This is a genomic window from Romboutsia hominis, from assembly GCF_900002575.1.
Taxonomy (GTDB): domain Bacteria; phylum Bacillota; class Clostridia; order Peptostreptococcales; family Peptostreptococcaceae; genus Romboutsia_C; species Romboutsia_C hominis.
In genome coordinates this window covers 2,898,015-2,916,844 of the sequence record NZ_LN650648.1, presented here as the reverse complement: position 1 = coordinate 2,916,844, position 18,830 = coordinate 2,898,015, and the positions used below count along the sequence as shown (strand labels likewise).

The 18,830-nt window shown below is 29.3% G+C and carries 19 protein-coding genes and 5 tRNA genes; 22 read left to right on the top strand and 2 right to left on the bottom strand.

Annotated features, from left to right (window positions below):
• The first annotated feature begins 10 nt into the window (after positions 1-10).
• The 22 genes from FRIFI_RS14180 to FRIFI_RS14075 all read left to right on the top strand — a co-directional run bounded on the left by FRIFI_RS14180 (position 11) and on the right by FRIFI_RS14075 (position 16,581).
• Positions 11-1,153 (top strand): aminotransferase class V-fold PLP-dependent enzyme, encoded by a 1,143-nt coding sequence (locus tag FRIFI_RS14180; protein WP_166506169.1) that lies wholly within the window; start codon positions 11-13, stop codon positions 1,151-1,153.
• Positions 1,154-1,401: 248 nt separating this feature from the next.
• Positions 1,402-2,694, top strand: coding sequence for a helix-turn-helix domain-containing protein (locus FRIFI_RS14175; protein WP_166506168.1), 1,293 nt, complete (start codon positions 1,402-1,404; stop codon positions 2,692-2,694).
• 247 nt (positions 2,695-2,941) lie between these two features.
• Positions 2,942-3,532: a sulfurtransferase-like selenium metabolism protein YedF gene (yedF, locus tag FRIFI_RS14170; RefSeq protein ID WP_166506167.1), complete on the top strand. Its 591-nt coding sequence runs from the start codon at positions 2,942-2,944 to the stop codon at positions 3,530-3,532.
• An 87-nt stretch (positions 3,533-3,619) separates the two neighbouring features.
• Positions 3,620-3,883 (top strand): putative Se/S carrier protein, encoded by a 264-nt coding sequence (locus FRIFI_RS14165; RefSeq protein WP_166506166.1) that lies wholly within the window; start codon positions 3,620-3,622, stop codon positions 3,881-3,883.
• Positions 3,884-3,898: 15 nt separating this feature from the next.
• Entirely contained in the window at positions 3,899-4,087 is a 189-nt protein-coding gene (locus FRIFI_RS14160) for a DUF951 domain-containing protein (RefSeq protein WP_166506165.1), read from the top strand.
• A gap of 98 nt (positions 4,088-4,185) precedes the next feature.
• Positions 4,186-5,388, top strand: coding sequence for an aminotransferase-like domain-containing protein (locus tag FRIFI_RS14155; RefSeq protein WP_166506164.1), 1,203 nt, complete (start codon positions 4,186-4,188; stop codon positions 5,386-5,388).
• A 271-nt stretch (positions 5,389-5,659) separates the two neighbouring features.
• The gene (gene rpsF / locus FRIFI_RS14150) at positions 5,660-5,938 is read left to right on the top strand and encodes a 30S ribosomal protein S6 (RefSeq protein ID WP_092921669.1); all 279 of its coding nucleotides are present in this window, start codon (positions 5,660-5,662) and stop codon (positions 5,936-5,938) included.
• Between the two features lie 34 nt (positions 5,939-5,972).
• Complete coding sequence (locus FRIFI_RS14145; RefSeq protein WP_092921667.1) at positions 5,973-6,422, top strand: single-stranded DNA-binding protein; 450 nt, start codon at positions 5,973-5,975, stop codon at positions 6,420-6,422.
• Positions 6,423-6,438: 16 nt separating this feature from the next.
• On the top strand, positions 6,439-6,666 hold the full coding sequence (rpsR, locus tag FRIFI_RS14140) for a 30S ribosomal protein S18 (RefSeq protein ID WP_092921665.1): 228 nt from the start codon (positions 6,439-6,441) through the stop codon (positions 6,664-6,666).
• A gap of 93 nt (positions 6,667-6,759) precedes the next feature.
• Positions 6,760-7,080, top strand: a complete 321-nt coding sequence (locus FRIFI_RS14135; RefSeq protein WP_092921663.1) for a MazG-like family protein — start codon at positions 6,760-6,762, stop codon at positions 7,078-7,080.
• A 7-nt stretch (positions 7,081-7,087) separates the two neighbouring features.
• Positions 7,088-8,044: a DUF2232 domain-containing protein gene (locus FRIFI_RS14130; protein WP_092921661.1), complete on the top strand. Its 957-nt coding sequence runs from the start codon at positions 7,088-7,090 to the stop codon at positions 8,042-8,044.
• An 11-nt stretch (positions 8,045-8,055) separates the two neighbouring features.
• Positions 8,056-10,050, top strand: a complete 1,995-nt coding sequence (locus FRIFI_RS14125) for a DHH family phosphoesterase (RefSeq protein WP_092921659.1) — start codon at positions 8,056-8,058, stop codon at positions 10,048-10,050.
• Entirely contained in the window at positions 10,051-10,500 is a 450-nt protein-coding gene (gene rplI / locus FRIFI_RS14120; RefSeq protein ID WP_092921657.1) for a 50S ribosomal protein L9, read from the top strand. It begins immediately after the preceding gene.
• A 24-nt stretch (positions 10,501-10,524) separates the two neighbouring features.
• Positions 10,525-11,853 carry a replicative DNA helicase gene (dnaB, locus tag FRIFI_RS14115; protein WP_092921655.1) on the top strand — a complete coding sequence of 443 codons (1,329 nt, stop codon included), beginning with the start codon at positions 10,525-10,527 and terminating at the stop codon, positions 11,851-11,853.
• Between the two features lie 221 nt (positions 11,854-12,074).
• Positions 12,075-12,380, top strand: coding sequence for a hypothetical protein (locus tag FRIFI_RS14110; RefSeq protein ID WP_166506163.1), 306 nt, complete (start codon positions 12,075-12,077; stop codon positions 12,378-12,380).
• Positions 12,381-12,458: 78 nt separating this feature from the next.
• A complete protein-coding gene (locus FRIFI_RS14105; protein ID WP_092921651.1) occupies positions 12,459-13,748 on the top strand; it encodes an adenylosuccinate synthase in 1,290 nt (429 codons plus the stop codon).
• Between the two features lie 413 nt (positions 13,749-14,161).
• Positions 14,162-14,237 (top strand) — tRNA-Lys (locus FRIFI_RS14100).
• A 20-nt stretch (positions 14,238-14,257) separates the two neighbouring features.
• A tRNA-Glu gene (locus FRIFI_RS14095) sits at positions 14,258-14,332 on the top strand.
• Between the two features lie 4 nt (positions 14,333-14,336).
• Positions 14,337-14,412 (top strand) — tRNA-Val (locus FRIFI_RS14090).
• Positions 14,413-14,422: 10 nt separating this feature from the next.
• Positions 14,423-14,499 (top strand) — tRNA-Asp (locus FRIFI_RS14085).
• A 15-nt stretch (positions 14,500-14,514) separates the two neighbouring features.
• A tRNA-Thr gene (locus tag FRIFI_RS14080) sits at positions 14,515-14,589 on the top strand.
• 291 nt (positions 14,590-14,880) lie between these two features.
• Positions 14,881-16,581 carry an MFS transporter gene (locus FRIFI_RS14075; protein WP_242977261.1) on the top strand — a complete coding sequence of 567 codons (1,701 nt, stop codon included), beginning with the start codon at positions 14,881-14,883 and terminating at the stop codon, positions 16,579-16,581.
• Between the two features lie 86 nt (positions 16,582-16,667).
• Here the strand turns inward: FRIFI_RS14075 and FRIFI_RS14070 are convergent, their stop codons facing one another.
• Both FRIFI_RS14070 and FRIFI_RS14065 read right to left on the bottom strand, forming a co-directional pair.
• Entirely contained in the window at positions 16,668-17,660 is a 993-nt protein-coding gene (locus FRIFI_RS14070) for an ATP-binding protein (protein ID WP_166506162.1), read from the bottom strand.
• 8 nt (positions 17,661-17,668) lie between these two features.
• Positions 17,669-18,721, bottom strand: coding sequence for a DnaD domain protein (locus FRIFI_RS14065; RefSeq protein ID WP_092921645.1), 1,053 nt, complete (start codon positions 18,719-18,721; stop codon positions 17,669-17,671).
• Between the last annotated feature and the right edge of the window lie 109 nt (positions 18,722-18,830).

The window sequence follows — 18,830 nt, the reverse complement described above, 5'->3', positions numbered from 1 at the left end:
GGAAACTTATATGATTTACTTAGACAATGCTGCAACTACATACCCTAAACCAGAGCAAGTTTATGATTCTATAATGGATTGTATGAAAAACTACTGTGCTAATCCAGGAAGAGCTGGACATAAAATGGCTATGAGGGCAGCAAGAGAGATTTATGACGCAAGAGAAAATATAGCAAAGTTATTTAATATAGATAACCCTATGAATATAATATTTACAAATAATGCTACTGATTCATTAAATTTAGCTATAAAAGGTGTTGTAAAAGAAGGCGACCATATAATAACAACAAGTATGGAGCATAATTCTGTAATAAGACCAATAAAATCCCTAGAAGCAAGAGGAATTTTAAATACAATAGTTAACTGTGATAAAGAAGGTTTCTTAGACGTAAATGATATAAAAAATGCAATAAAACCAAATACAAAATTAATAGTAACTACTCATGCATCAAATGTAGTAGGAACTTTAGTAGATATAAAAGCCGTAGGGGAGATAGCTAAAGAAAATAATATATTATACTTAGTAGATGCATCACAAACAGCGGGAGTGTATTCTATTGATGTAAAAGATATGAATGTAGATATGATAGCAGCTCCAGGCCATAAATGCTTGCTTGGACCTCAAGGAACAGGTATCTTATATATAAGAGAAGGTCTTAGTGTAGATATTTTAAAAGAAGGTGGAACAGGAAGTAAATCAGAAGATTTATTCCAACCCGAAATAGTTCCTGATAGATATGAATCTGGAACACACAATACTCCTGGCATAGCAGGATTAAATGAAGGAGTAAAGTTTATATTAGAAAAAGGTATAGATGATATAAGACTACATGAAGAAGAATTATGTCAGTATATGTTAGATAAATTAGAAGAAATTCCTAATATAAAGATATATGGAACTAAAGATAGTAAAAAAAGAGCAGCAGTTATAGCGATAAATATTGGAGATATGGATTCTGGAGAAATAACTTTTATACTAGATAGTGAATATGATATAGCCACTAGATCTGGTATACACTGCGCTCCATTAGCTCATAAAACTTTAGGAACCCTAGAGCAAGGTGCAGTTAGATTTAGCTTAGGGTACTTCAATACTAAAGAAGAAATAGATAAAGCTGTAGAGGCTTTAAAAGAAATTTCTAAAAATAACTAAAAGATAAAAATGAGGATGTCTTAAAATAATTATTTTAAGACATCTTTTTTTATGGAAGTATATAGGTAAATTTTAAAATATATAAATTGAAATAAAAGTTAAATTTGATTTATATTAACAAAAAACTAAAAATAAATTTGATTAAACCTACATAAATAGGTAAAATATTACAAAATACATAGTGTTTTTAATATAAATTTAAGTTATAATCATCTTATAAGAAAATGGTTTCAAGGGGGAATTTTAGTATGGACATTCTAAGCTTAGGAGAGAAAATTAAGAAACTGAGAAAAGAAAAAAATATGACATTAAAAGAGTTAGCTGGAGATAGAATAACAGCAGCTCAAATAAGCCATATAGAGAGAGATAAGTCTCATACAAGTCATGAGTTATTAGATTACTTATCACAAAAGTTAGAAGTAAGTGTAGACTATTTACTAGAAACTAAAGAAATGCAATCTAGAAGGATAACAGATAACTTAATTCTTCAAAGTGAAATTCATATAAAAAGAGGAGAACTTGAAAAAGCGGAAGAATTAATAAATGAAATTTTAAATATATGTAAAAATTATAATTTAATAGATAATTATGCAAAATGCAATTTTTTATTAGGAACGATAAATATAAAAAAAGAAGACTATAATCTTGTAGTTGGAAATTTAGAAAAAGCTTTGTATTATTTCATAAAAGATAATGATAAAGAAAATATATTTAGATGTTATTTGAATATAGGAAAAGTATATATACAAGAAGCATTTTTCAAAGGTGCTATAACACATCTAGGATTTGCAGAGGACTTACTAACAGAAGGGCAAATCGGGGATATGGATATTCATAAAGATTTGTATAGTAATCTGGCATACTCTTACATGAAGTTAAATGACTCTGAAAAGTCTTTATACTATATAAATAAGATTAGTGATATAGAGATGCAAAACAATATAAAAGATGAAATAGATATGTTGTTATTAAAGGCCAATAATTTCTTAAAAGTTGGAAAGTATGATGATTCTAAGGAATGTTTTAAAAGGGCATTAGAGTTATTGGAGGAAGAAGAAAATAAATCAGGAATAGCAAATGTTTATCTGAGAATATCTGATATATATAAAAACCTAGGAAATATAGATAAGGTTTTAGAGTATTCTCAAAAAGCCTATGATATAAATAAAAATAGTGAAGACAAGATAACTATAAAGAGTTTATCTAAAATAGTAGATGCATATATTGAAAATAAAGATTTTGAAGAAGCTAAAAAGTATTGTAAAGTAGCACTAGCATTAGCTATAAAATCAAAAAATAAGTGTAATGAATATAAAGCTTTAAAGTTGTATTCTAAGATACACAAAGCACAAAATGAAAATACATCAGCGATAGAATATCTATATAAGTGTGCAAATATAGTATCTGAATTAGGAGATACTAAAACTTTAGCTGAATTATATATTGAATTAGGAGAATTATATTCAAATATATCAAAGGAAAAAGAATTAGAGTACTACCACAAAGGGGTAGCTTTATATAAAAATTTAGAAATAATATAGAAAAATAAAACAGATATAGCATACGCTATATCTGTTTTATTTTTAAAAGGTTTATAATATATTTATCTTGAAGTTGGATTACAAGAGAATCAATTTGAAAATTTACCGTCTATTTAAATAAAATCAAAGAAATAAATTTCTTATAATTAAAATTAATCTGATAAGTAATTGTATAGAAATAATCTATAACGTTTAAATTTACATATATGATAGAATTATTTTAAGGAATATGTAAGGAGAGGATATTATGTTAATAGAAATAGATGCAAGAGGACTAGCTTGTCCAAAACCAGTAATAAATACAAAGAAAGAATTAGATAAATTAGAAAATGGAGTTATAAGAGTCACAGTAGACAATACAATGGCAAAAGAAAATATAATAAAACTATCAAAGTCATCTAATTGCGAAAGTAGTGTTTTAAGAGAAGAAGAAGATTTAATAGTAGTCGAAATAATAAAAGGTGAAAATGTAAAAATAGAAGAAGGTACAAAGGTTGATTTAGATAATAAGTGTATATTTATATCTTCAGATAAAATGGGACAAGGAAATGATGAACTAGGAGAAGTTCTTATAAAAGGATATATATATACTTTGACAGAAACTAAGCCATATCCAAAGCACATAGTATTTGTTAATTCAGGAGTAAAACTTACAACAGTAAATGAAGCTACAGTAGAAAACTTAAAAATACTAGAAAATAATGGAGTTGAAATACTATCTTGTGGTACATGTTTAGATTATTACAACTTAAAAGAATTATTACAAGTAGGTACAGTTACTAATATGTATAATATTGTAGAAATGATGAACAACTCATTACAAACTATATCTATATAATGGACATAATAAGGTTACATATTGTATATGTAGCCTTATTTATATAAAATAATATCTATAATAACTAGATTAGAAAGAGGAAAAACAATGAATGAAATGTATATAGTATCATTTAACTCAACACATCATGCAATAAGAACAGAGAAGTTATTAAAGGAAAAGGAAATAGTATGTACAACACTGCCTACACCAAGAGAGATAACGGCTAGCTGTGGGATTTCAATAAGATTCTTATACAATGATATAGAAAAAGTAAAAGAAACTTTAAGAGAAAGTGATGTAGAATATAAGGGTATATATAAAATAACTAAATTAGAAAGTGGAAAAAAAGAAGCAACAGAGATAGTTTAAAAGGAGTGATTTTAAATGCCTATAAGTATTAAGATAGGAGATGTTGTTGAAATGAAAAAACAACATCCTTGTGGAAATAAAGAATTTGAAATAACTAGAGTTGGTATGGATGTAAAGATAAAATGCACTAAATGCTCTAGAGAAATAATGCTAGACAGAGAAACTTTTGAAAAAAGAGTAAAAAAGATAATTACTAAAGAATAAAATAGAAAATTCAGAAAATTTCAAAGAGAGTATCGAATCAAATTTGGCATTGCTATAATTAAAGTACAGGGTAAACAATTTCAGGGGGTGCTTTAATTATGGCAGTTAAATTTGCAAAGAGAATGGCAGGATTAAAAGGATCAGAAATACGTGAGCTTTTAAAGTTGACGGAAAAACCAGAAGTTATATCTTTCGCTGGAGGATTACCTGCTCCAGAATTATTCCCAATAGAGGAAATGAAAAAGATTTCGACTATGGTTTTAGAAGAGGATGGAAGATCAGCTCTTCAATATTCTACAACTGAAGGTTATACTCCTTTAAGAGAACATATAGCTGATAGAATGAATAGTAAAGCTAAAACTAATGTAACAAAGGATGATATATTAATAACTAATGGTTCACAACAAGGATTAGACTTTGCAGGGAAAGTTTTCTTAGACGAAGGTGACGTAGTTTTATGTGAAAGTCCATCTTACTTAGGAGCATTAAATGCTTTTAAAGCATATTTACCAAAATTCATAGAAGTTCCAACAGATAAAGATGGAATGATAATGGAAGAGTTAGAAAAAATATTAGAAACAACTGATAGAGTGAAAATGATATATGTAATACCAGATTTCCAAAACCCAACAGGAAGAACTTGGCCAATGGAAAGACGTAAAAAGTTCATGGAAATTATAAATAAATATGAAATACCAGTAATAGAGGATAACCCATACGGTGAATTAAGATTCGAAGGTGATACATTACCATCTTTAAAATCAATGGATAACAAAGGATTGGTAATATATTTAGGAAGCTTTTCAAAAATATTCTGTCCAGGATATAGAATAGGCTGGACATGCGCATCTCATGAAATATTAAGCAAATTTATATTCGTCAAACAAGGAGCAGACCTACAAGCATCTAGTATATCTCAAAGAGAAGTTAGTAAATACATAGAATTATATGATTTAGATAAACATGTTGAAAAATTAAAAGAGGTTTATAAAAGACGTAGAGACCTTATGTTAAAAACTATTAAAGAAGAATTCCCAGAAGGTTTAGAGTATACTCATCCAGAAGGTGGGCTATTCACATGGGTAGAACTACCAAAACATTTAGACTCAAGAGTTATAATGGAAGATTGTATAGCAAATAATGTTGCATATGTTCCAGGGGGATCATTCTTCCCTAATGGTGGAAAAGAAAATTGTTTTAGATTAAATTACTCAACATCTACAGATGAGAAGATAGTTGAGGGAATCAAGAGATTAGGTAAAGTTTTAAAGAAACATATGGAAGTAAAAGCAAACGCATAGATAGTATAAAAAAAGAGTGACCTGCGGTCACTCTTTTTTATGGGAGATTGGGATGAAATATATTTAAGTTATGGGGGCTATATATAAATAGTATTATCCATCATAATTTAATATATACGTATTAAAAACAAAAAAATTTACCATAATATATGAGGAAATATAAATTGACAATTATCTTTAGTAATGATAAAATGTGTAAGTATGAGATTTGAATCTCATTTCTCTGCTCTACGAAGTAGAGCCGTTAAGTCCAAAGGGAGGTGAAAAGATAATGAGAAATTATGAATTAGTTTTCGTAGTAAAACCAAATGCTGATGAAGAAACTAGAGAAGCTGTACTTAACAAAGTTAAGGAAGTTATATCTACTGATGGTGAAGTAGCTAACGTTGATGTATGGGGAACTAGAAAATTAGCTTACCCAATAGCTAAGTTCAACGAAGGTCACTATGTATTAGTAAACTTCAGTGCTGGTGTTGAATTACCAAAAGAATTAGATAGAAACTTAAAGATAAACGAAAACGTAATAAGACACATGATAGTTGCTGCTTAATGACTAGTTTTATTATGTAAAAGGCGGTGTTATTATGAACCATGTTGTTTTAGTGGGTAGATTAACAAGAGACCCAGAGTTAAGATACATCGCAGGAAGTGGAACTCCTGTTGCTAATTTCTCAATAGCTATTGATAGAGAATTCTCAGGCAAAGATGGTAAGAGAGAAACTGATTTTATAGATATACAAGTTTGGGGTAAATCTGCAGAGAATTGCGCTAACTATATCGGTAAAGGAAGTTTAGTAGCTGTACAAGGCTCAATAAGAGTGGATGTATATCAAAACCAAGCTGGAGAAAACAGAAGAGCGTTTAGAGTTAATGCTAACAGAGTACAGTTCTTAGATAGTAGAAATAAATCGGAAAATTCGTATAATAAAGGAAGTCAAACAGGATTTGAACCTAGTTTCGAGCCTACGTTCGAACCACAAGGATTAGACCCTCAAGGTTTCCAAGCTATAGATGACGACGATATACCATTCTAAAAAGGAGGGAAATGTTATGATAAACAAGAAGAGACGTAAGAAGAGAAGAGTTTGTCAATTCTGTGCTTCAAAAGACGTTAAGATAGATTACAAAAACACTCAAAGATTACAAAAATATGTAACTGAGAGAGGTAAAATATTACCAAGAAGAATATCTGGAACATGCGCTAAGCATCAAAGAGAATTAACAGTTGCTATAAAGAGAGCTAGAAACATAGCACTTTTACCATACACTGTAGAATAAGAAGGACGAGCCTTATGGCTCGTTTTTTTGTTATTCTAGTTAAATCTACTATGATTTATGATATAATATTTATATATTAAGGAGGGGGCAACTGTGAGATTAGATAGGAATTCCGATATAGCAAGAAACGTTAAAATAATGGAATGGATGAAAACAGAGTTGTTAATGAGCGTAGGGGATTTGTTCAACTTAATGTTTAAAGGAGTAAAGCCTTTAGATGAGGCATTACAAGATACTTTAGCAAATATTATAATGATAACATACCTTTTAGCAAAAAGATTGGGAATTAGTTTTAACGAAATGGATTATAAAATAAAAGAAAAGATAAAACTAGGAATAAATGAGAATCATAGTATAGAAAGATGGTATGGTGAGTTATCTGAACTCAAAAAACATATAGATAATAAGGAGTGAATCTAATTTGAATAATAAAGTAAAACTATCACAAGTATCGATGATAGTTACGCTGGGAATATTATTAGCTCTAGTAACAGCATATGTGCCTATATTAAGTGTGCTGAGTTTCTTAATACCAGTACCTTATGCAATAATAGGAACTATAGGTAACAATAAGTACTCAATATTATCTTTGATAGTTACTTTTTTAATACTTATATTTGGTGTAGATATAACATATGCTGTAAGTATTAGTATTATGAGTGTACTTCCTGGGATAGTTATAGGTAGTGTTGCAAGACAAAACATAAAAAAAGGTCAAGAAAATAAGTTTGAACCTATATATGCAGGGACAATTATAGTTATAATTTCAACTATAATTTTCTATACTATAGCAAATATGGTATTTAAAACTAATTTATTAGATAACTTTATGAATGGTATGAAGGAAGCTGTAAGTGTTCAGCTTCAAATTTTAGGTGATGCAGGTGTAGATGTAAGTAGTGGATTAAAAGTAGAAGATGTAATCACCTTTGCACAAAATCTTTTACCTACAATGCTATTTTTACAGGGGATAATATTAGCGTTTGTTACGTACTACATTGAGGCATTTATATTAAAAAGAATAAGAATGGTAAATTTAGAAATGCCTAAATTTAGAGATTTTTATTTACCGGGAAATCCAGTAATGGTGTCACTTATGCTATACATACTAGTTTTCTTAATTGATATGTTAGGCTTAAATTTTCATGGTGATTTAATCATAATGAATCTTCAACTAGTTTTTAATTTTATGTTTATGGCTCAGGGAATAGCAGTTTCTGTATATTACCTAAGAAATTGGTTTAAAGCTAGTCAAATAAAAAATATACTTATATCAGGATTAATCCTATATATATTCGGATTTATGGGTATATCTTTCTTAGGGATGTTAGATAGTGTAATAGATTTTAGAAAGGTAAGAAGCTATAAATCTGCGTAAGGAGGGAAGTAATGAGGAACAAACCAGCCTTGAAAATTAATATGCCAGAAAATAATATATACATATTAATTATAGGTGTAGCAAGTACAGCACTACTTTTATATGATTTTTATGTAGGTTGCTTATTTTTCCTTATTTTCTTATATATAGTTTTCCACAACTGGAAAACTACTAATATTAGAAGGAAGGAATGGAATAATTACATTCAAAATCTATCTTTAGATATAGATGAAACAACAAAAAAAGCAATAATGAATTTACCTATTCCACTTTGTATATTAGAATTTGATGGAAAAATATCTTGGTACAATAATAAATTCCATCAGATGACGGAAACACAAGATTTATTAGGTGAAAACATTGATGATATAGTAAAGAATCTAGATCTTAGAAAAGTTTTAAATGAAAATAAAGAAATGTACACAGATGTAAAGTATAAAGACAGAGATTATACTGTAGTATACAATGTTGTAAAAAATGATCAAGAAAAAAATGCAAAATATCTAATGATGTTATATTGGTTAGATAAGACAGATTATCTAAATTTACAACAAAAGCATGAAGATGAGAAAAATTCTATGATGTTGATTCAGGTTGATGGATATGATGACGTATTAAAAAGTGCATCAGAGGATAAAAGACCAATGATAAACGTTGAAATAGAAAGAATTCTTTCTAATTTAGAAAATGCATCTAAGTCAGCATTAAAAAGAACATCAAAAGATAAATTTTTCTTAGTTATGAACAAAAAAGAACTTAAAAAATTAGAAAGTGAAAAGTTTTCTGTACTAGATAAAATAAGAGAAATAGACTATGGAAATACATTACCTGTTACTATAAGTATGGGGATAGGTGTAGATGGAGATTCCATAAATGAAAATCTAAAATTGGCGTCTGGAGCTCTTGATTTAGCTTTAGGTAGAGGTGGAGATCAAGCTGTTATAAAAACTAAAGATAAGTCAGTATTCTACGGTGGAAAATCTAAAGCAGTAGAAAAAACTACAAAAGTAAAATCAAGATTAATAGGTCATGCACTAAGAGAAATTATATTAGAAAGTGATCATGTATATATAATGGGACACAAATATCCTGATATGGATGCTCTGGGTTCGGCAGTTGGAATATATGATATATGTAAATCTTGCGGTAAAAATGCTAATATAGTGCTAGATAGTACAAATGAATCAATAGATATATTTGTAGATAGAATAGAATCTTCAGATTATTATGATGGAATATTTATAGATAGCGAAGAAGCTATAAGAAGTTGCACGAGAAATACACTTGTGGTAGTTGTTGATACCCATAGACCTAATTTTACAGAATGTAATGAACTATTAGGTATATCTGACAAAATTGTAGTGATAGACCACCACAGAAGAGGCGTTGAATTTATAAATGATACAGTACTTTTATTCCATGAAATATACGTATCATCTACGTGTGAGATGGTAACTGAGCTAGTCCAATACATGGAAGATAATGTAAAGATAAATAAATTAACTGCAGAAGGTTTATTAGCTGGTATAACTCTAGATACTAAAAACTTCGCCTTCAAAACAGGGGTAAGAACATTTGAAGCTGCATCGTATCTTAAAAAAGTAGGTGCAGATACTGTAGAAGTCAAAAAGCTATTTAACTCAGACATAAGTGATTTTATAACTAAGGCTGAAATCATACAAAGTGCTAAGATAGTTTATGGAAAAATCTGTTTAGCTTATACAGAAAGAGTAGCAGATAACATAAATATAGTAATAGCACAAGCAGCAGATGAATTATTAAATATAAAGGAAGTTGAAGCATCATTTGTTCTAGGTAAAAAAGATGATAAAATATTCATAAGTGCTAGATCATTAGGAGAAACCAATGTACATGTTCTTATGGAAAAACTAGGCGGAGGAGGCCACAAAGATATAGCAGGTGCTCAATTAGAAGGTGTTTCATTAAAAACTGCATATTCAATGGTACAAGATATAATTGACGAATGCATAAAGGAGGAGAAATAGATGAAAGTTATTTTATTAAAAGACGTTAAAGGAACTGGTAAAAAAGGTGAAGTAAAAGAAGTAAGTGATGGATACGCAAGAAACTTTTTACTTAAAAAGAAATTAGCAGTTGTAGCAGATAATACAGCAGTAAAAGAATTAGGTGAAAAGAAGAAATCTGAAGAGATAAAAGCTCAAAAAGAGTACGAAGCAGCAGTAGAATTAGGAAAGAAAATGGAAGAATTAAACGTTGTTATATATACTAAAGCTGGTGATGGTGGAAGATTATTTGGATCAATAACATCTAAAGATATAGCAGAACAAATAAAAAAACAACACTCTATAGAAGTAGATAAGAGAAAAATACACTTAGATGAACCAATAAGAGCTTTAGGTTCAAGATTCGTTGAGATAAAGATACATCAAAAAGTAACTACTAAGATGAGAGTAGATGTAAAAGAGAAACAATAGAAAAGACACTTGAGGTGATAAACAATGGAGGATATGACTAGAATTCCTCCACATAGTGTGGAATCAGAACAGTCTATATTAGGGTCTATATTACTTGATAAAGATGCAATGATAACGGTGAGTGAAACTATAAAGCCAAATGACTTTTACAAAGAAGCTCACAAAATCATATATGAGTGCATGATAAAGTTAAGTAATAAAGGTGAACCAATAGACTTAATAACCCTAACAGAAGAACTTAAAAAAGAAGGACATTTAGATGATGTAGGAGGCATAAGTTATATAACGAGTTTATCAACGATTGTCCCTACAACATCTAATGTAAAGTATTATGCAGATATAGTGAAGGAAAAATCAGTTTTAAGACAACTTATAAAAGCATCTAATGAAATTATAAGCTTAGGATATGAAGGTTCCTCGAAAATAGAAGATGTCTTAGAAAAAGCAGAAAAACAGATATTTGATATATCTCAAGAAAAAGCTAGTGATGATTTTAAATCTATAAATAGCGTACTAATGGATACTTATGATATGATTGAACATCTGTACACATCAAAGAGTGAAATAACAGGAATAACAACTGGTTTTAAAGACTTAAACAAAAAGATAAATGGACTACAGAGAACAGATTTAATACTAATAGCAGCTCGTCCAGCTATGGGGAAAACTGCATTTTCATTAAATCTTGTTCAAAATGCAGCACTAAAAGGTGATGCATCTGTAGCTGTATTTAGTTTAGAGATGTCTAAAGAACAGTTAGTTCAACGTATGTTATCATCACAATCTAGTGTAGAGCTTAAAAAATTAAAAACAGGAAAGCTAGGAGAAAATGACTGGCCTAGAATAATAGATTCTATGGCAGTTTTATCTAATGCTAAGATATATATAGATGATACTCCAGGTATAAAAATATCTGAGTTAAGATCAAAATGTAGAAAACTTAAAATAGAGCAGGGATTAGATTTAATACTTATAGATTATCTTCAACTTATGGAAGGTGAAGGTAATAATGAAAGTAGACAACAAGAAATATCAAAAATATCAAGATCTTTAAAAATAATCGCAAAAGAACTTAATTGTCCGGTAGTAGCATTATCTCAGCTATCTCGTGCACCAGAACAAAGAGCAGATCATAGACCTATGCTATCAGATTTAAGAGAATCTGGAGCAATAGAGCAGGATGCAGATATAGTAATGTTTTTATATAGAGATGAATATTATCATCCAGATTCAGAAAAAAAGAACATAGGAGAGGTAATAATAGCTAAAAATAGACACGGTGAAACTGGTGCAGTAGAGCTAGTTTGGCTTGGTGAAGTTCAAAAATTTGCGGATAAATCTAGGGATATGTAACCAAGATATCCACAGAAGTTTTTTTGGAAATTGGTTAAAGTATGTGGATAAATGTAGGAAAAAAATCATAAGTGTTGAAAAATACAAAAAGACTTATCCACATTATCCACATGTAACCTGTTGATAAATGTGAATAAGTACAAAAAAAAGCAAGCTATTAGCTTGCTTTTATTGTTTACAACTTAATATTTATAAATACAAATTTTTTATGGGGGAAAAATGTGTTGCATATAAATGTATTATATATATATCCAAAAATAATAGAAATAAACAAAGAAATAAATTTATTTAGAATAATTGATAATAATATAAAGGAGACATTAGTATTTTACTGCAAAAAAGGATCTAATTATAAGATTATGATGATGGATACAATGTCTGGAGAAAATAAAGAAATTTTAGGTGTATCTAAAATAGAAGAAGTAGGAACATTTATAAAAAATATAGAAGAATCAGAAGGAATAATAAAGAGTTTAAATAGCTTAGAAGATATAAAAAAATACATATTAAACTCAAAGTGTAAATAAAAAAGTTTGAAAATGTATCGAATGTTTGATAAAATGTATTGGTAAAGTGTTCGAAAATCTATAGTAGAGGTGAGTTATATGAAAACAGTAGCGATTGTAGGATCTCAATGGGGAGACGAAGGAAAAGGTAAAGTTATAGATTACCTTGCTACACAAGCAGATGTAGTAGTAAGAGGACAAGGTGGAAATAATGCCGGACATACATTAGTTGTAGATGGCAAAAAATTCGCTTTACGTCTAATACCATCTGGAGTATTAAATCCTAACACTATAAATGTAATAGGAAATGGTATAGTGTTTGATCCAAAAGGATTTTTAGAAGAGATAGAGACTTTAAATAAAGAAAATATAGATACTAGCAACATAAAAGTAAGTGATAGAGCCCATGTTGTATTACCATATCACAAGGAATTAGATGCACTAGCAGAAGAAGCTAGAGGAGATAACAAAATAGGGACTACAAAAAAAGGAATAGGACCTTGTTACATGGATAAAACTGAGAGATCAGGAATAAGAATATGTGACTTAATGGATAAAGACATATTTGCTAAGAAATTAAAAGCACAAATAGATGCTAAGAATAAATTAGTTCAAGGTGTATACGGAAAAGAAGCAATGTTTGACTTTGAAACTATATACAATGAGTATTTAGGATATGCAGAGCAAATAAGAAAAAATGTTGCAGATACTTCAGTTGTAGTATATGATGCTATAAAAGCTGGTAAAAAAGTATTATTCGAAGGTGCACAAGGAACATTATTAGACTTAGACTTAGGTACGTACCCATACGTTACATCTTCTCATCCAACATCAGGAGGATTCTCTATAGGAGCAGGTATTGGACCAAACATGATAAAAGATGTTGTAGGTATAGTAAAAGCATATACTACAAGAGTTGGAGAAGGACCATTTGTTACTGAATTAGATAATGAAATAGGAGAAAGAATAAGAATCCAAGGTCATGAGTTTGGTACAGTAACAGGAAGATCTAGAAGATGTGGATGGTTTGATGCTGTAATAGTTAAATATGCTGCAAGAGTAAACGGATTAACTAGTATATCATTCATGTTATTAGATGTTTTAAGTGGATTCGAAAAAATAAATATATGTACAGGATACAAAATGGGAGACAAGATAATAACAGATTTCCCAGCATCATTAGAAGATTTAGCTAAGTGCGAACCTGTATATGAAGAATTAGATGGATGGAATGAAGATTTAACAACTATAGAAAGATACGAAGATCTTCCAGAAAATGCTAAGAAATATATAGATAGAATAGAAGAAATAGTTGGAGTTAACATAGATATGGTTTCAGTAGGACCAAACAGAGCTCAAACTATAATAAGAAGAAATATATTTGCTTAATATATATAAGTGTAGTGGATTATATCCACTACACTTTTTTATATATAAAAATTAAAATATATAAAATTAAGTTAGAGATAAATATATTTTTATTTATACTTATAAAAATATATTCTACAAAAAGTTTTACTGAATAAAAAACAATTAGAATACTTACTTATAAATTAATATTTATACCCTAATTTAAGAAAAATATAGATTATATAATTGGTAAAAATCTAAAATTAAGTATTTTTTAATAAAAAATTAATTTATGAACCTCTGTTATTTACTAAGGTTGAGAGAAAAATAAACAAAAAAGTAAAAAAATATAAAAAAATGTAAAAAAAGTGTTGACGAAAGTGTATGAACCTAATATAATAATATTTGTGAGTGAGAGAAACACGAACAAGCCGAAAGGCAAAAAAGGAAATGACCCATTAGCTCAGTCGGTAGAGCACCTGACTTTTAATCAGGGTGTCCCGCGTTCGAGTCGCGGATGGGTCACCATTTTAATTTTTACTCAGCACGGCCCATTGGTCAAGCGGTCAAGACACCGCCCTTTCACGGCGGTAACAGGGGTTCGATTCCCCTATGGGTCACCATTTTGGGACTATAGCTCAGCTGGGAGAGCACCTGCCTTACAAGCAGGGGGTCACAGGTTCGAGCCCTGTTAGTCCCACCAATTTATATGCGGCCTGGTAGTTCAGCTGGTTAGAATGCCAGCCTGTCACGCTGGAGGTCGAGGGTTCGAGTCCCTTCCAGGTCGCCAATTTAAATATCATATGCTGGTGTGGCTCAACGGTAGAGCAGCTGACTTGTAATCAGCAGGTTGTAGGTTCGATTCCTATCACCAGCTCCAATCAAACTCTTAGATTTTATCTAAGAGTTTTTTATTGTGTAAATATAATTTTAATTAATATATGAATAAATATCCTCTATAAGGGTATATAGGATAGTATTGGCTAAAATTAAATTTTTCCAATATTAGTAGGTAATGTAAGGGAAAATATAAAATTTCTTATATCATAAAATTGTAGTTATTTTAATATGGAATATTTATATATAGAATATTAAACTTTAAAATAGTTATAATTAAAATTTTTAAATAGAATATGAAGCAATAACTCTTACATTATAAGCATTTATAATTATGAATAGGAGTGAGTTTTTCATGAGTGAAGCATTAAAAAAGAAGAGTACAAGCATCGCTATGTTAGTATTTTTACTTGGAATTTTTATGGGGGCTATGGACTCTGGAATAGTATCACCAGCAAGAAATGTAATAGCTAGTGGACTTGGAATATCAGAATCAGCTAGCGTGTGGATGATAACCATATATACTTTAGCATATGCTGTATCTATGCCAATAACAGGTAAGTTAGCAGATACATATGGTAGAAAAAAGGTATATATGATTTGTGTTACATTATTTGCCACAGGTTCTTTACTTTGTGGAATATCAGATATAGTAGGGAGCTATGGATTTTTACTAACTTCAAGAGTTATCGAAGCAATAGGTGGCGGAGGTATAATGCCAATAGCCACAGCATATATAGGCTCATCTTTCCCTGAAGAAAAAAGAGGGTCAGCACTTGGATTAGTTGGAGGAATATATGGAATAGCAACTGTTCTTGGACCAACGCTAGGAAGTTTTATACTTTCTGTGGCTGGAGATGGTAAATGGGGATATTTATTTTTAATAAATGTACCTATAAGCATTATTATAATAGGAGCAGCGTTAAAACTAGAAGAAAATAAAAAAGACTCAGATATTAAAAAAATGGACATTTGGGGGTCTTTAATATTAAGTATTTTAATTGCATCATTAATGTATGCTTTAACAAATCTTAAATTCTATGATTTTGGAAATTCAATTAAGACATTAGATGTTTGGCCATATTTATTAATATCTATAATAATGGTTCCAATATTTATATATATAGAAAAAAGAGCAGAAGACCCTGTCTTAAACTTAAGTTTCTTTACTAATAAGCAAATAGCATTAACTTTATTTATAAGTCTTATAGTGGGATGTGGACTTATGAGTACTGTATTTTTACCACAATTTGCTGAAAATGTATTAAAGTTAAAAAGAGGTAGTGGTGGCTATATAGTAACTTTATTTGCTGTATTTACTGGTATATCAGCTCCACTTGGTGGTAAGTTTATAGATAAATTTGGTGTTAAGAGATTATTATTACTAGGATTTTTAGCTAATATATTCGGTGTATTATATCAGGCAGTTATAACTGCAAATCATCCCAATTTCACAAACTTAACTATAGGATTAGTATTTATGGGCATAGGTATGGGATTTACCATGGGAACACCTGTAAATTATTTAATGATGAGTTTAGTTAAACCAGAAGAAATATCAATGGGGCAATCAACAGTTTCATTACTTCGCTCTATAGGTGTAGCTATATCACCTAACTTACTGATAAACTTCGTATCAGATGCAGGCAGAAATGTACCAGGTGCAATAGAAAAAGTAATGCCACATATACAAGGGATAACAGGAGGTGCATTAGGAAGTAGTACAGCATCAGCAGATATGATGAATAAATTACAAAATGCAGATGTTACTAATATATTTGAAACAGTTAAATCTTTTATGATGTCTATGCTCAATGGTATACAACATACTATGTCAGTAAATCCTAATATGGATTTTGCAGCATTAAAAAGTAATTACTTAACAAGTTTAGATAAAGCTAAACCAGCCATAGAAAATGCGTATCAATACACTATGAATCAAGGTTATGCTCACTTATTTATAGGTGTAGCTGTTATATCATTACTTGGTTTAATTGCATCTTTATTTATAAAAAGCAAAAAGAAATCTAAATAGTAATTATAAAAAATTCTATAATAAAATGATCAGAATTAACTATAAATAATACTAAAATAGGAGAAAAATATTATAATATTTTTCTCCTATTTATATCTTTCCCATCTTAAATCATTACCAACAAACTTTATAAGCCTAAACTTATCTAATATTCTAGATAAAGTTCTTTGAGTATAAGTTTTTCCTATTTGATTAGGTGATAAGTTTGTAGAGATTATTATCTTTTTACCAGATACTAATCGAGTATTAACTATATTAAAAATTTCACCACTTGTAAATGAATTATTTAGTTCAGTTCCAAGATCATCTATTATCAATAAATCACAATCGAATAGATTTTTATAATTTTCATTAGCCATTTTATTATTAGGATCTCTTCTAAACTTATAGTCTTCAATAATTTCTAGGATTTTAAAAGATGTTTGATATATAACTACATATCCTCTATCTAATAAATCTTTGGCAATACAGTTAGACATATAAGTTTTTCCCAATCCAGTAGAACCATAGAAAAGTAAATTTTCACCATTATCTTTATCGAAATCTAATACGAATTTTTCACAAATAGAGAATATATCAAGCATGTTTTCTCTAGGTGATATACCAGCACCTTCAGGTCTTACAGGTGAAAATATATCAAAATTGAAATTGGCAAAATTCTCTTTACTTAAAACTCTATCTAAATTAGACATTTTGTAAGCTTCATTGATTATTTCCTGCTTAAAACAACTACATTTTTCACCATTTGGTGTAAAACCAGTATCTTTACAGTAATTACAATCATACTTCATCTCTAAATAATTTTCAGGTATACCATGAGTTTTTAGAAGAAGAGATTTTCTAGCTTTTAGAGTATCCATTTGTTCTTTAGATTCCTTTACTATTTTTTCTCTTGAATTAGGATCAAGTAAAACAGCCTTAGCTAGTTTAAGTCCAATTTTACTAATCTCATCTTCTATATGCTGAATTTCTGGTATTCGAGTATAAAGTTCTTTTTTTCTGTTTTCTAAGTCAAGTTCATCTGCATCTCTTTTTTGCTCGTACTTTAGCAGGATCTCTCTTATTTTACTTTCGTTCATCTAATCACCTACCTAAATTTTTCCTTCTGACTTTTTTCGATAATTCTATCTAATTCCTCTGGACTATACTGAGTGAATGTCTCATTAAAGTTATGGAACTTAGTCTTTTTATAATTTTCGGAAGTCTTATTAGAGGAAAATTTACCAACATTTTCTTTTAATTTTCTTGATTCTTCTTGTATCTTTAAATCTTGAAGATTTTTTATGCTTTTATTATTCCAACTTTTAATAACACCATCAATGTATGTTATAGAAGGATTAGAAATATTTTTGGACTTAGAACAAGCTTCAAGAATTAATTCAATATCCATATTAAATTGATCTAACCATATATCCATAGTTTCTTTTTCAGACCTAGAAGGCTGTCTAAAGAATCCTAATTCATTAAATATAGTTTTGTATATCGTATATCTTTCACTTCTAGCATTAAAACTAACCTTAACATCATCAGGAGTATATAAGTTGCTATCATACCAGTTTCTAATTATACTCTCAATATATTTAACAGGCTTGGAAGAACCAGTTCTTTCTTTTACATTCTCATAAGCATAAACAATCATATCTGGATTCATATTGTATTTATTCATTATATCTAAAATACTAATTTTTTCACCTGGGTCAAGATGTCTGCCTACAATTTGATTTATAGAGTTAAACATCTTTCTAATGCTTGGGTTTTCAGCAACAGAAACGATAGAGTCTGTATTTGATTTAATAGATTTAGTATTAACAGTGGTATTTTCTATATACTGTTTCTTTAAATCTAAAAACTCAACAGAATAATCAAATTCATCAAGGCCTTCGTTTTTGTGCATTTTAATTATATTTTTGCTTTCCCAAAACTTCCATGCTGATAACACATCTGAAAGAGGGATATTTAAGTCTTTTGCAATAGAATTATTGTTAAACTTAGGATTAGAACTTGGGTCACAAGCATTTTTATATCCAAGGAGATAAACTTTAACGTATAACCCGTCCGCCATAGGCATAAATATATCTATAAAGATATTTGGAATGGATGTATCACCTAAGTCAACCTCATTAGGTTCTTTAAAAAACATTTTATCACCTCGCTTTAAATTATATCATAAAAATGTGATATTAAATGTAGCCTACATAATTATCAAGAAGAATTATATCATAAAAAGCTATATAAATTTATCTTGCAAA